The following is a 12,285-nucleotide window of genomic DNA, read 5'->3' on the forward strand; positions in this document are numbered from 1 at the left end:
CCGGCTTTTTTCGTCTGTTTCCCCGGGGACAGGCTATTTCTTCGCCTTTTTCTTCATCTCGAACCCCACCAGCGTTTCGGGGGTGACTACCCGGAAGGTGAAGGATTCGGTCATGAACAGGTGAATCTCCTCGGCGGTGTGATGGTGGTAGCCGATGGCGAAGTCCTGCCCCACGGTCAGCTCCAGGTCGCCGCCGCGGGCGGCGGCGAGCAGCGCCCCCTTCACCGTGTTGGAGTAGATCACCTGGCCGCCCAGCTGCATCTCCAGCAGGCTGCGCAGGGTCCCACCGGGGGTGCTGCGGGCGAGAAACTTCCAGACCTCGGGGCTCACCACCAGGTTGGCGCCACCTTCCACCCCCTCGCGCAGCAGCCGGGCCTGGCCTTCGGAGACGGCGTCGACCAGGGCGTCCATCTCCAGCTCCAGCGGCAGCTGCGGGCCGGGAACCTCGGCCTGCAGCCCCTTGATCCCTGCCGGGCCGAAACCGTGATACACCGCCTGCTCCTCGAAATCGGCCATCTGCCGGGCCGCCTCCACCAGAGTGTCGAGCTGAAAGTCCTTGGCGCCGCGCTCGATATTGTCCAGCTCCCACTGCTTGACCACGAAGCTCACCCGGGTCTCGACCAGCGGCAGCACCTGGTTCACCCCGTAGCGGACCCCCCCGGGCTTCTGCTCGGCGGGGATCTGCAACCTGCCGAGGTTCACGCAGGGGTGGGCGATGCCGTAAGGACCATCCAGGTCGACGAACTTGCGCGCCGAGAGGTTGGCGGCCAGGGCTTCGCGGGCCATGGTGTCGATTTCCGCCCAAGCCTTGGGGGTGATGGGGGCCAGTTCACGTCTGAGCAGGTTCATATGGTCGCTCCTTGTCAGGGTTTGTTCTTCAGGCTGCCGACACCGAGGCCGCTGGCCGTATTATCCGCGGCCGGCGCCGCCGACTCCGCGGCGGCCTGGCCGCCGAGAAACTCGGTTTCCACTTCGGCGGCGCCCTGCTGGTAGAACATCTCCTCTTCGGGCTCCAGCTCCTTCAGCAGCCGCAGGAACTCGCCGGCGTGGACCCGCTCCTCGTTGGCGATATCCACCAGCACCTGCTGGGCCAGGGTGTTGTCGGTCGACTCGGCGAGCTGCATGTAGAGCTGGATCGCCTCGTACTCGGCCGACACCATGAAGCGAATGGCGCGGACCAGCTCTTCGTGGGTGAGCATCCGGTCACTTTTCAGACCGCTGAATGGATGGCCAAAATCGGGCATCGGTACGTCCTCCTTGCAAATAAAAACGGGAAATTGTCGGCATGCTTTCACGTAGCCGCCATAAATTGTGGCGCATGGCGTCGGCTTGTCAAACCTGCGATGGGATTTTTTCTGGAAAAAAGGGGGGGGGGGGATCGGCGGGCGAGGCGGCGGTGCCCGGCGGCGTTCGACGAGAACCGCCGCCGGGCCATGGCGGAGAGGAATTGGGGCTATTCGAGGATCAGGTTGGGCAGCTCGTCGGTGTCGTCGGCCTTGCGGGGAAACTGCTCCTCGAGCAGATCGCCGCAATGGCGGATCGCCGCGCAGAGGGCTTCGCAGGCATGTCCATCCCTGATCCCCAGGGTGATGGTGCGTACCATCTCGTCCCAGGTCTCGGGCGGAACCCTCTGGTTGATGCCGCGGTCGGCCAGCACGAACACCCGGTGTTCCAGCAGGGAGATGAGAATCAGCACGCCGGTCTGGTCGCGGGTATGCTGCAGCCCCTGTTCGTAGAAACTCAGCAGGGCTTTCTCCTCGACTTCGGCGGCCATCTCGTCGGGGTGAATGAGCCGGCGCTTCAGGCCAGGGCTCTGGCGGAGGATCAGCTTGAACAGAAAATAGAGGGGCAGGAACATGGGCAGAAACACCCACATGGAGCTGTGTCCCAGCCACCAGGCGATCAGGCCCGCGGTGGCCGTGGCGAAAATCCCCCCGCCGACGATTTCCGCCCGGGGATAATCGTAGGAGGCGTCGACCAGCATCGGCACGATTTCGCCGCTGGTGCGCGATTCCGCCTCCTGCACCGCCATCTCGATGCGGTGTTTTTCTTCCTCGGTAAAAAAGGTTCTGGCCGTCATTTTCATCATCTACCACCCTCCCGAGGAGCCGCCGCCGCCGAAACCGCCACCACCGCCGGAAAATCCACCGCCGCCGAAACCACCACCGCCACCGCCGAAGGGAGGGCCGCCGATCCAGAAGCCGCCTCGGCGGTGATGGGCCCGGCGCAGGCCGGGACCACCCAGCATGGACATCAGCAACGGGGCGAAAAAGAACAACAGCAGCAGCAGGCCGAAGGGGCTGCGCTGTTTTTTCCGCCCGCCGCTCTGACCGCTCCCCTGGTACTCGCCGCGCATCGCCTCGGCCATGCCGGCCACCCCGGCGATGACGCCGCCGTCGAAATCGCCCGCCTTGAAGCGGGGGGAAATCTCGTTGTCGATGATCCGTCCGGCGAGCAAATCGGTGAGGCGTCCCTCCAGGCCGTAGCCGACCTCGATGCGGATCTTGCGATCATCCCGGGCGATCAGCAGCAGGGCGCCGTTGTCCTTCCCTTGCTGGCCGATTTGCCAGGCCTCAGCCACCTTGAGGGCGTACTCCTCCAGCGAATTGCCCTCCAGGGAGGGGACGGTCAGGACTACGAGCTGGGTGGAGTCGCTTTTTTCGAAACCGTTCAGAAAGCGTTCGAGCTTGACCACCGTTTCGGCGGAAAGCATCCCCGCCCGGTCGTTGACGTATCCCGTTGCCCGGGGCACGTCGAGGGCCGCTGCCTGGAAGGCCAGCAGCAACAGCAGCAGCGCCGGGACGAAAAGCCGCAGCAGGCGCATCAGTTGAAGTTCACTTTGGGGGCGACCTCGGCCCCGGCTTCGGCCTTGAACGGCTCCTTGCGTTCGAGCTTGAGCAGAAACTTGTTGGTCAGGTTGTTGGGGAAGGTGCGAATCGAGCTGTTGAAGGTCTGCACCGTGGCGTTGAAGCGCTGGCGCGCCACGTTGATGCGGTTTTCCGTCCCCTCGAGCTGATGCTGCAGGTCGCGGAAATTCTGGTTGGCCTTCAGGTCCGGATAATTCTCCGCCACCACCAGCAGGCGGGAGAGGGCGCTGGAGAGCTGCCCCTGGGCGGCCTGGAAGCGCTCCAGGGCGGCCGGGTCATTGAGGTCCTGGGCGCTGATGTTCATCTGGCCGACCCGGGCGCGGGCGTCGGTGACCCCCTGCAGGGTCTCCTGCTCGTGGGCGGCGTAGGCCTTGACCGTCTCCACCAGGTTGGGGATCAGGTCGGCGCGGCGCTGGTAGGTGGCCTCGACGTCGGCCCAGGCGGCGAACACCGCCTCCTCGTTTTTCTGGATTTCGTTGTAGCCGCAGCCGGAGAGGGCCGGCAGAACAAGTGCCGCGGCCAGCAGCAGCCAGAGGTGTTTGCGGATCATGGGATTCTCCTTGGATAAAATTGGCTAGGGGCGTGTCAGAAAATATAATCACCGGGTCCGGTACTGTAAAGCCAAGGTTGCATTTCTCTTGCCGGCTTTTCCCTCTCAGGGAAGGACCAGCCGTGTATGGCTGCCGTCGCGCCCGGAAAACACGTCGAGGCGCAGGGGCATCTGTTCCTTGAGTTCGGCGACGTGGGAGATGACACCGATCATGCGCCCGGCGGCCTGCAGGTCGATCAGGGTGCGCACCGCGAGTTCGAGGGATTCGGCGTCGAGGCTGCCGAAACCCTCATCGATGAACAGGGTGTCGAGGCGGACGCCGCCGGCATAGGCCTGGACCACGTCGGAGAGCCCCAGCGCCAGGGAGAGCGCGGCCATGAAGCTCTCCCCCCCGGAGAGGGTAGCCACCGGGCGCACCTTGCCGGTGTAGGCGTCCTCCACCTCGAGCTCCAGCCCCGAGGCCTTGTTCCCCTTGGCCCGCTCTTCCTTGCGCAGCAGCTGGTAGCGCCCCTTGCTCATCAGGCTCAGCCGTTGGCTGGCCTCGATCAGCACGTCATCGAGCAGCACGCTGAGCACGAACCGTTGCAGGCTGATCTTGTCCCCGGTCTGGCCGTTGGCGACGTCGCTGAGGGTGCCGATCACGGCGTACTGCCGGTCGAGTTCGGCCTGCTGGGCCGCGCTGCGGGCCAGTTTGTCGCAGGTGTCCCGCAGCAGCTTCAGCCGGCCCTCGAGCTGCTGCCAGCGGGATGCTGCCTGGTTTTTTTCGTTTTCGGCCAGGCGCAGCGCCTCCTCCAGGGCTGCCAGGTCGGGGCGGCTCCTGCCCTGCAGGGCTTCGCGCTGCTGGCCGAGGGCCCCGGCGACCAGCTGGCTCTGGCGGTCGTAATCGGCGATGTTCTGGCGCAAAGCCTCGAGGGGCGCCTCGTCGAGGAGGGCTGCGCGGTAGGCCTGCTCGTCGGCGAAGGGGCCGCTGTCCAGAACCGAAAGGCACTTGGCGCCGGCGGTTTGCAGCGCCGCGTCGGTTTTTCTGAGCTGCTGTTCGGCGGCATCGGCGGCCGCCTTGGCTGCCCTTGCATCCCCCAGGGCCTTCTGGTGGCTGTCGCTGATCTCCCTGATCCGCTTTTCCACCCCGGCGATCTGCTGCCGGGCCTGATCGAGCGCCCGGGACAGCGCTCCGGCCTCCCGGTAGGCTTCGGGAAGCTCCTGTTCGGCGGTCTCCGCCTGGGCCTTGGCCGCCGCCGCGGCGCTTTTGCGGTCCAGCACCGCCCTGCGCAGCTGTTCCAGGTCGCTGCCCTGTGCCTGGCGCAGCTCGGACGGGTTCAGCCCCCGCTGGTTGGCAGCCGCCTGCAGCTCGTCCAGGGCGCGCTCGATCTCGCCGGCCGGACGATCGGCCTCGGCCCCGAGGTCCTGGCGGCAGCGCTCCTGCCGTTGCTGCAGTTCGCGCAGGCGATTTTGCTCTTCCCCGTACTGCTCGCGGGCGAGCTGCAGTTCGTCGTTGGCGGCGCGCAGCTCCTGCCGGGCCTCTTCCACCTGCCGCTGGGTCGGCAGGGGCGCCTCGCTGCGGGCCGGAAAGGGATGCTCGCGGCTGCCGCAGACCGGGCAGGGCTCGCCCGTCTGCAGTTCGGCGGCGAGGATCGCCGCCTGCCCCTGGTGCCAGGCCAGCTCCAGCTTTTTCGCCTTTTTCTCCAACTCCTCGCAGCGCTGGCGCAGTATGCCCCCCTGATCTTTGCGGATCTGCAGCAGTTTCTGCTGCCTGGCGAGTTCCCTGCCCAGTCGTTCCAGCTCCAGCCACAACCCCTTGCGCTCGGCGAGCAGCTTGTGCTGCAGCAGCAGCTCGGTCCGCTCGGAATCTTCGACGGCCTTCTGCCAGGCCTGCCGGGTGTCGGCCATCCTGTCGGCCCGGGCCCGATAGCCCTCGAGCAGGGTCGCCTGCTGCTTGGCCTGATCGAGTTCGCTCTGCAGCGGCGCGGTTTCCTCAAGTCTCTTGATGGCGGCGGCCAGACGCTCCTCGGCGTTTCGCAAGCGGCCGGCAGCAAGCTCGGCCTCTTTCTGGGTCTGCCTAAAGTCCCTATCGCAGCGGGCCCGCTCGTCGAACACCGGCCTGAGTTTTGCCGCCTGCTCGGCGGCCCGCAAACGGGCGCGCTCCCGGTCGATGGTCTCCTGCTGCCGGTTCAGTTCGGCCTGCCTGCACTGGAGCTTTTCCAGCTCCAGGAAGGATTTCTCCAGGGCCTGAGCCTGTTGCTGATCCTTGCCCGCGGCAATGAAGGCCAGCTCCCGCCGGTCTTTTTCCTTAGTCGCCTTAGCCACTTCGGGCGCCAGCTCGGCGAGTTCGCTCTCCAGGGCGGCGTCGCTTTCCACTCCGGCCCCCTCCAGGATCCCCTGGCGCAGCTGCTGGCGGCGTTCGCGCTCCCGGCGGATCTCCGCGGCCTGGGCCTTGAGGCTCTCCTCGAGCCGTTTGTAGATGCGGGTCTGGAAGAGCTGGCTGAAGATCTTCTCCCGGTCGCTCGAGTCGGCCAGCAGCAGCTGGCGGAATTTGCCCTGGGGCAGGACCATCACCTGGCGAAACTGGTCGACGGAGAGCCCGGTGAGCTCCTCGATCTCCCGGGTAGCCTCGGTCACCTTGCTGGCCACCAGCAGGGTTTCGCTGCCGTCGGCGTGCAGTTCGAAAAGCTGGGCCTCGGCGCTCTGGCTGGTGGTCCCCTCACCGCGCGCCTTGGGCCGCTGCTGCTCGGGGACGCGGCGGATGCGAAAGCGCCGCCCCGAAAACTCGAAAACCAGGGTGACCTCGGTGAGGGTCTCCAGCGCCGCCAGGTCGCAGCGCATCTGCGCTCCCTCGCGCTCGTCGCCGGTGGTCTTGCCGTAGAGAGCGAAGCAGATGGCGTCGAGGATGGTGGTCTTGCCGGCCCCGGTGGGCCCGTTGATGAGAAACAGCGGGTTCTCGTCCAGCGCCTCGAAGGGGATTGTTTCCTCTGCCGGAAAGGGACCGAAGGCCGTCATGGTCAGGGACAGCGGCCGCATGCTCAGTTCCCCCCTTCCCGGTGCAGGGTCTCGAGGCAGGCGGCGAGGGCCTTTTCCTGCTCCGCGCTGAGTCCCTCGCCGGTGACCTGGCGGAAGAAGTCCTCGAACATCGCCATCTCCCCACGCTTGAGTCGTTCGCGGCTCATTTCCAGCCGCTCGCTGCGCGACATCAGCCCGGGTCGCTCCAGGTGCAGCACGTTGGGGTAGACCTCGCGCAGCTTGTTCATCACATCGAGGATCGCGTGGGTATCGCTGAGGCGCACCAGCAGGTAGTCCTCGCGGCGGGGGTCGTTTTTGCCTTTGGCCAACAGCTCGTCCAGGGCCCCCTCGACGACCCGCATGTCGCGCAGCGGCCGCAGGGGGATCTGCTCGATGGCGGCCTGGCCCGCGGCATCGAGCTCGACCAGGGTGACCGCCTTGCGCTGGCGCTCCTCGGAAAAGGAGTATTTCAGCGGCGAACCCGAGTAGCGGATGTGCTCGGCCCCGCGGAACTGGGGACCGTGCAGGTGACCGAGGGCGGCGTAGGCAAAGTCCCTGAAATAGTCGGCCGAGACCTGGTCGGCGCCGCCGATGTTGAGGGGGCGCTCGGATTCGGAAGTTTCGCCGCCGGCGAGAAAGCAGTGGGCGATCACCACGCAGGGACGGCCCGGGGGATTGTCGCTGCGGACCTGTTCCAACAGGTGGGCCATGGCCGCGTCGTGGCTGGCGACCTCCACCTGGTGAAGGTTGCGCACCGTGGCGGGGTCGGCGTAGGGGACGGGGTAGAAGGCCACTTCGCCGTGGCGGCCCTTGAGCAGCACCGGCCGCGGCCGCCGCCAGAGCGGCCCGACCACGTGCAGGCCGGCCCCGGCCAGCTGCCGCGCGCCGAAGGCCAGGCGCTCGGGGCCGTCGTGGTTGCCGGCGATGAGAATCATCGGCACCTGCAGCTCGTTGCAGATGCGGTTGACCGTTTCATCGAGCAGGGCGACGGCCGCCGCGGGGGGGACCGAGCGGTCGTAGATGTCGCCGGCCACGATGACCGCATCCACCTGCCGTTCGCGGACGAGGTCGACGATCTGCCGCAGAACGTGGCGCTGGTCCTCGAGCAGCGAGATGTTATGAAACTGGCGCCCGATGTGCCAGTCCGAGGTGTGGAGAAAACGCATGATCCGTTGGCCCGAGCGAAAGGGGATTTTCGAAAGGAATTTCGCCAAGAGGATAACAACAGGGAAAGACAAGGGAAAGGGAAATCGGCGGCAGGCCCCCGGGGGATGCGGTAGCCGCCCGGGGCACCACTTTTTCAATTCGCCCCGGGGAGGGTAAACTAAGGTAAGGGGCTGATGTGGCAACGACGGAAAATGGGGGAGAACGATGAAACGCTGGCTGGTGAGCGGATGGCTGGTTCTGGCTCTATCTCTGGCGGGTGGCGGCTCTGCCGCGGCCATGCGCTGCGGCAACGACCTGGTCCTGGTCGGCGAACGCAAGCTGGAGGTGTTGAAAAGCTGCGGGGAGCCCGATTTCGTCGATACCTGGGAGGAGCGACGCCGCGAGCGGATCTACTATTTCGGGCATTGGTACCCGGACTACCGGCTGGTGGTGGTGGAGGAGTGGACCTACAACTTCGGCCCCAGCCTGTTCATGCGAACCCTGACCTTCGAAAACGGCCGCCTGGTCGAGATCGAAACCGGTGACTACGGCTTCTGAAGGCGCCCATCCCCGGCAGTCAGCTGCCAATAAACTCGCGCAGATCCGCTGCCAGGCCGCGCAGGCTATCGGGGGTAAGCCGGGTCATCCCGCCACAGTGCCGGCAGAGACGGGGTCTGCCGGGAAACAATTCGGTCAGTTTCTCACGGAAAATGGTTTTGCAGTCGGGGCATTCGTAACTGATGGACAGGTCCATGCCGTTTCCCCTTCTTGGCGAGATGGTTAGGAAGAGTTTGCATTCTGCCAGTTCGGTTAAGATTTATCAATAGCTGATTTCCGGACTCCGGCTGCCCCACCGGACTTGAACGGTGGGCCCGCAGCGGGTACCCTTTAACCGTTGGATGGCTGGTCCGGACGCTGCATCAGGCCGAACAACCCTTGAACGAAAAGGAGGTTGCCGTGGGGTTCGACTTCGCAGGTTATGAACAGCTGATCGCCGTCCAGGCCGAACAGAGCCTGGCCCTGGCCGACACCCCTGGGGAGATGGCCGGTGCGATGAAAAGGCTTTTCCGGCGGGTCGAGGAGGATTTGGCGGCGCATCAGGGGGAGGAGGCCCGGCATATCGCCTGCGCCGAGGGGTGCGGTACCTGCTGCACGGTCAATGTCGCGGTGCTGATCCCCGAGGCGATCGCCATTTGCCATTATCTCACCGAAGCCAGAAGCTCTGCCGAACTGGGCGCACTGGGGCGGGGTCTTGACGAGCTGGACCGCGAAACCCGCTGGCTCGATGATGAGGAGCGCATTGTTGCACAGCGCCCCTGCGCCTTTCTCGATGCCCGGGGGGCCTGCTCCATCTATCCCGTGCGGCCGCTGCTGTGCCGCTCGGTGACCTCCACCGATGCCGAGCGCTGCCGCGAGGCCATCTGCGGGGCGGTTTTCGGCGAACAAGTCCCGGTGCTGATGAACCTGTTTCAGAAATCCTTGATGGAATCGGCCTTCGCCGGTCTGGCCCGGGGGCTGGAACTGGCCGGGCTCGACGCCGGCGGGGGGCGGCTGACCGGGGCCACCAGGCAGCTGCTGGACGAGCCGGCACTGGCCGATGCCTTTCTCGCCGGCGAGCCCTTTCCCCGCTGCTCCGGATAACTAAAGGAGGCCGCGGCGCGCCGTCTTCAGTCGGTTGCCGGTCGGTTGCGAAGATGGCGGATCAGCGCCAGGGCGTCGCTCGGGCTCAGACGCCCCACCGGGCCGTTGCTGTAGGTGGCGTTGACGATCTTCCCCCATTGCAGGATGAAGGCAAAGGGTTGGATGATATGGCGCCGGTGTTCGTAGAAGGCGCCGATTTTTCGGGCCACCTCCTCTGCGTCCAAGTCGTAGAGCACGGTGAAGCTCAGGCCGTTGATCCGCTCCATGTCGAGCGCTTCCTGGCGCGAGCCGCTGGACATGGCGAAAAGCGATACGTCGAGGAGTTCGAACTGTTCGAAATGCTTCTGGAAATCAGCCAACTGCTGATGGCAGAACGGTCACCAGTTGGCCCGGTAGCCGAGCAGGATCGCCCACTCGGTGGCGATATCCCGGGGCAGGTGGACGGCCCGGCAGTCGGTGGCTATGGCGGTCAGGTCGGGGAATCTGCTTTCAACAGGGAGCATAAGCACCTCGCTATTCAAATGGCGCTGGAATGGATCGCCTGTTTAATTATTCCACCCTGCACGAGACTGTCAAACCCCTCGAAATGACTATCCCTCGTACAGGCAGGCCGGTTCCCGGGCCAGGCCCCGCGAGAAGATCTCGGCCAACTGCTCGGCGGGCATGGGGCGGGCGAAATAATACCCTTGCATCTCCTTGCAGCGGCGCTGGTGCAGAAAACCCAGCTGGTCCTTGCGTTCCACCCCCTCGGCGATGACCTCCAGGTTGAGGCTGCCGGCCATGGCCAGAATGGCCTCGACGATGGCGGCATCGTCGGCATCGTTGGGGATGTCCCGCACGAACTCCTGGGCGATCTTGATGCGATCGATGGGGAAGTGCTTGAGATAGGTCAAGGATGAGTAGCCGGTGCCGAAATCGTCGATGGCCAGGTGGATGTTGCGAACCTTGAGGTCGGTCAGGGTCATGATAGCGTCCTGGACGTTTTCCATGACGATGCTTTCGGTCAGCTCCAGCTCCAGCAGGTTCGGATCGAGGCCGGTTTCCTGGAGGATCCGCTCCACCGTCTCGAGAAACTCGGGATGGTTGAACTGGCGGGCCGAAACGTTGACCGCTATGCGCAGCCCGGGAACGCCCGCGGCCTGCCAGGCCCTGGCCTGGGCACAGGCGGTGCGCAGCACCCATTCCCCAAGCGGCAGAATCAGCCCGGTCTCCTCGGCGATGGGGATGAACTTCTCCGGCGGGATCAGACCCTTTTCCGGGTGGCGCCAGCGAGCCAGCGCCTCCACCCCGGTGATTCTTCCCGAGGCCAGGTCGAGCTGGGGCTGGTAGACGAGGAACAGTTCGCCGCGTTTGAGCGCCTGGCGCAGGCTGGTCTCGAGGTTGAGTTTCTCCAGCGCGCGGGCGTTCATCTCCGCGGAGAAGAACTGGTAGGTGTTGCGTCCCAGCTCCTTGGCATGGTACATGGCAAAATCGGCGTTGCCGATCAGGGTCGACACGTCCGCCCCGTCGTTGGGGTAGATGGCGATGCCGATGCTGGCGGTGGTGACGAACTCCCGGCCATCGAACTGTACGGGCTGGCCGACGACCCGCAGCAGCCTTTTGGCGAAAGCCACCGGGTCCTGATGGTGGGTGAAGTCGGTGCTGATGATGACGAATTCGTCACCTCCCAGCCTGGCCACGGTGTCGCCCTCCCGGACGCATTTTTTCAGGCGGTTGGCGACCACCTGCAGCAGGCGATCGCCGGTGGCGTGGCCGAGGGTGTCGTTGATGCTCTTGAACCGGTCAAGGTCCAGAAACATCAGGCCCACCCCGGCCCCTTCGCGGTGGGCCTGGGCCATCGCCTGGCTGAGGCGGTCCTGGAACAGGGAGCGATTGGGCAGTCCGGTCAGGGTGTCGTAGTAGGCGAGCTTCTCGATCTCCTGTTCCGATCGCCGGCGTTCGGTGACATCGGTCACCACGGCCAGGCTTCGGCGGATATTCCCGCCGCGGTCCCGTTCCGCGACCGCGGATAACAGGGCATCGATGACCTCGCCGTGTTTCTTGACCAGTTGGCAGGCTACGTCCTTCACCTGGCCGGTGGTGAAAAGCTCGGGCAGGGTGAGGGTTTCCGCTGTTTGCCGGGAGCCTTCGGTCATGAACTCGGTCAGGGGATGGCCGATGACCTCTTCGCGCCGGTACCCCAGGGTCTCCAGCCAGCAATCGCTGACGCTGACCAGGCGTCCGCCGGCATCGATGGAGTGGAGCATGACCGGGGTGCGCTGATAGAGCTCGCGAAAGTGTCTGGCCGCTTCCAGCTCCTGCCCATTGGGACGGTTGGCAAGCCGCCGCCAGAGATAGAGCAGCGGACCGCCCAATCCGCCCAACGCCAGGGCGGCGACTACGGATTCCCCTGGCGGCAGGTTTTCCTGGGCAAGACCCTGCACCATGGTCGGCAGACTGAAGAACAATCCGCCGGCCAGCGAGCAGAGAAGCAGGCAAATGAGATGCTTTCTCATGGGCATCCTGAGTTTCGCAACGGCACCCGGGGAGGATGCATTAACCCCATAATTTCATCGCAATCCTTGAAAAAGTCAATGAAAAGCCCCCGCCGGCCAAGGAGTATTTCCTGTGCGGCCTTCTCAGTGGGGGGGGCCTTCCTGCATCGCGCGGGAAGTAGCGCAACAGGGCCGGGGAAATGGCTCCCGGGAGGCGTGGAAGTTTGGAATCAGTTGTGCTAACATTTCACCAGAAGTCATTAAATCCAGAGAGGGCGGGCGTTTGTGAGTAAGCAATTGCCGTCGGAGGACGCGCGGGTTCTTCCCCGGAGCAAGACCAGGACCGTCCCTCCGCAACAGTTCAGGGTATTGATGCACAACGACGATTACACCACCATGGAGTTCGTCGTTCAGGTATTGGAGGCAGTTTTTCGCAAACCGCCCACGGAGGCCAACCAGATCATGCTCAACATCCACCTGAAAGGGGTCGGGCTCTGCGGGGTTTATCCCCATGAAATTGCCGAAACCAAGGTGGATAAGGTGCATGCCATGGCCCGTTCCGAGGGCTTTCCCCTGCGCTGCAGCATGGAGCAGGTTTAGAGGTACGGCGGGT

At 65.0% G+C, this 12,285-nt stretch carries 12 protein-coding genes and 2 pseudogenes; 3 read left to right on the forward strand and 11 right to left on the reverse strand.

The window, feature by feature from the left end:
• Positions 1–33 precede the first annotated feature (33 nt).
• From DESUT3_RS04870 to DESUT3_RS04900, 7 genes and pseudogenes are all read right to left on the reverse strand, one after another.
• Positions 34–849 (reverse strand): family 1 encapsulin nanocompartment shell protein, encoded by an 816-nt coding sequence (locus DESUT3_RS04870; protein ID WP_221251330.1) that lies wholly within the window; start codon positions 847–849, stop codon positions 34–36.
• Positions 850–965: 116 nt separating this feature from the next.
• Positions 966–1,244 (reverse strand): annotated as a pseudogene (locus DESUT3_RS04875) (ferritin family protein); the annotation flags it as partial.
• Positions 1,245–1,453: 209 nt separating this feature from the next.
• Positions 1,454–2,089, reverse strand: a complete 636-nt coding sequence (locus tag DESUT3_RS04880; RefSeq protein WP_225911629.1) for a TPM domain-containing protein — start codon at positions 2,087–2,089, stop codon at positions 1,454–1,456.
• Positions 2,090–2,824, reverse strand: a complete 735-nt coding sequence (locus DESUT3_RS04885; protein WP_221251332.1) for a TPM domain-containing protein — start codon at positions 2,822–2,824, stop codon at positions 2,090–2,092.
• Entirely contained in the window at positions 2,824–3,417 is a 594-nt protein-coding gene (locus DESUT3_RS04890) for a LemA family protein (protein ID WP_221251333.1), read from the reverse strand. Before DESUT3_RS04890 ends, DESUT3_RS04885 begins: the two co-directional genes overlap by 1 nt.
• A 105-nt stretch (positions 3,418–3,522) precedes the next feature.
• Positions 3,523–6,432, reverse strand: coding sequence for an AAA family ATPase (locus tag DESUT3_RS04895; protein WP_221251334.1), 2,910 nt, complete (start codon positions 6,430–6,432; stop codon positions 3,523–3,525).
• A gap of 2 nt (positions 6,433–6,434) precedes the next feature.
• Entirely contained in the window at positions 6,435–7,577 is a 1,143-nt protein-coding gene (locus DESUT3_RS04900) for an exonuclease SbcCD subunit D (RefSeq protein ID WP_221251335.1), read from the reverse strand.
• 205 nt (positions 7,578–7,782) lie between these two features.
• On the opposite strand from DESUT3_RS04900, the gene DESUT3_RS04905 reads away from it, so the two are divergent.
• Positions 7,783–8,115 carry a DUF2845 domain-containing protein gene (locus DESUT3_RS04905; RefSeq protein WP_221251336.1) on the forward strand — a complete coding sequence of 111 codons (333 nt, stop codon included), beginning with the start codon at positions 7,783–7,785 and terminating at the stop codon, positions 8,113–8,115.
• 19 nt (positions 8,116–8,134) lie between these two features.
• Here DESUT3_RS04905 and DESUT3_RS04910 read toward each other — a convergent pair whose 3' ends face one another.
• Positions 8,135–8,311 (reverse strand): hypothetical protein, encoded by a 177-nt coding sequence (locus tag DESUT3_RS04910; RefSeq protein WP_221251337.1) that lies wholly within the window; start codon positions 8,309–8,311, stop codon positions 8,135–8,137.
• A 203-nt stretch (positions 8,312–8,514) separates the two neighbouring features.
• Here DESUT3_RS04910 and DESUT3_RS04915 point away from each other — a divergent pair, with 203 nt between their 5' ends.
• Entirely contained in the window at positions 8,515–9,198 is a 684-nt protein-coding gene (locus tag DESUT3_RS04915; protein WP_221251338.1) for a YkgJ family cysteine cluster protein, read from the forward strand.
• Positions 9,199–9,224: 26 nt separating this feature from the next.
• Here the strand turns inward: DESUT3_RS04915 and DESUT3_RS04920 are convergent.
• The 3 genes and pseudogenes from DESUT3_RS04920 to DESUT3_RS04925 form a co-directional block, all read right to left on the reverse strand.
• Positions 9,225–9,563: pseudogene (locus tag DESUT3_RS04920) on the reverse strand (peroxiredoxin family protein); the annotation flags it as partial.
• 12 nt (positions 9,564–9,575) lie between these two features.
• Positions 9,576–9,701, reverse strand: coding sequence for a hypothetical protein (locus DESUT3_RS21110; RefSeq protein ID WP_264082189.1), 126 nt, complete (start codon positions 9,699–9,701; stop codon positions 9,576–9,578).
• 87 nt (positions 9,702–9,788) lie between these two features.
• Positions 9,789–11,693 (reverse strand): putative bifunctional diguanylate cyclase/phosphodiesterase, encoded by a 1,905-nt coding sequence (locus tag DESUT3_RS04925; protein ID WP_221251340.1) that lies wholly within the window; start codon positions 11,691–11,693, stop codon positions 9,789–9,791.
• 276 nt (positions 11,694–11,969) lie between these two features.
• Here DESUT3_RS04925 and clpS point away from each other — a divergent pair, with 276 nt between their 5' ends.
• Complete coding sequence (clpS, locus tag DESUT3_RS04930; protein ID WP_404827031.1) at positions 11,970–12,272, forward strand: ATP-dependent Clp protease adapter ClpS; 303 nt, start codon at positions 11,970–11,972, stop codon at positions 12,270–12,272.
• Positions 12,273–12,285 lie beyond the last annotated feature (13 nt).

Origin of the sequence: Desulfuromonas versatilis (genome assembly GCF_019704135.1) — a bacterium.
Classification (GTDB): Bacteria; Desulfobacterota; Desulfuromonadia; order Desulfuromonadales; family NIT-T3; genus Desulfuromonas_A; species Desulfuromonas_A versatilis.

What these genes read in the sequence shown, in the direction of transcription:
- DESUT3_RS04870 (WP_221251330.1), bottom strand. Translation starts at nt 849, where the DNA reads ATGAACCTGCTCAGACGTGAACTGGCCCCCATCACCCCCAAGGCTTGG.
- DESUT3_RS04880 (WP_225911629.1), bottom strand. Translation starts at nt 2,089, where the DNA reads ATGATGAAAATGACGGCCAGAACCTTTTTTACCGAGGAAGAAAAACAC.
- DESUT3_RS04885 (WP_221251332.1), bottom strand. Translation starts at nt 2,824, where the DNA reads ATGCGCCTGCTGCGGCTTTTCGTCCCGGCGCTGCTGCTGTTGCTGCTG.
- DESUT3_RS04890 (WP_221251333.1), bottom strand. Translation starts at nt 3,417, where the DNA reads ATGATCCGCAAACACCTCTGGCTGCTGCTGGCCGCGGCACTTGTTCTG.
- DESUT3_RS04895 (WP_221251334.1), bottom strand. Translation starts at nt 6,432, where the DNA reads ATGCGGCCGCTGTCCCTGACCATGACGGCCTTCGGTCCCTTTCCGGCA.
- DESUT3_RS04900 (WP_221251335.1), bottom strand. Translation starts at nt 7,577, where the DNA reads ATGCGTTTTCTCCACACCTCGGACTGGCACATCGGGCGCCAGTTTCAT.
- DESUT3_RS04905 (WP_221251336.1), top strand. Translation starts at nt 7,783, where the DNA reads ATGAAACGCTGGCTGGTGAGCGGATGGCTGGTTCTGGCTCTATCTCTG.
- DESUT3_RS04910 (WP_221251337.1), bottom strand. Translation starts at nt 8,311, where the DNA reads ATGGACCTGTCCATCAGTTACGAATGCCCCGACTGCAAAACCATTTTC.
- DESUT3_RS21110 (WP_264082189.1), bottom strand. Translation starts at nt 9,701, where the DNA reads ATGCTCCCTGTTGAAAGCAGATTCCCCGACCTGACCGCCATAGCCACC.
- DESUT3_RS04925 (WP_221251340.1), bottom strand. Translation starts at nt 11,693, where the DNA reads ATGAGAAAGCATCTCATTTGCCTGCTTCTCTGCTCGCTGGCCGGCGGA.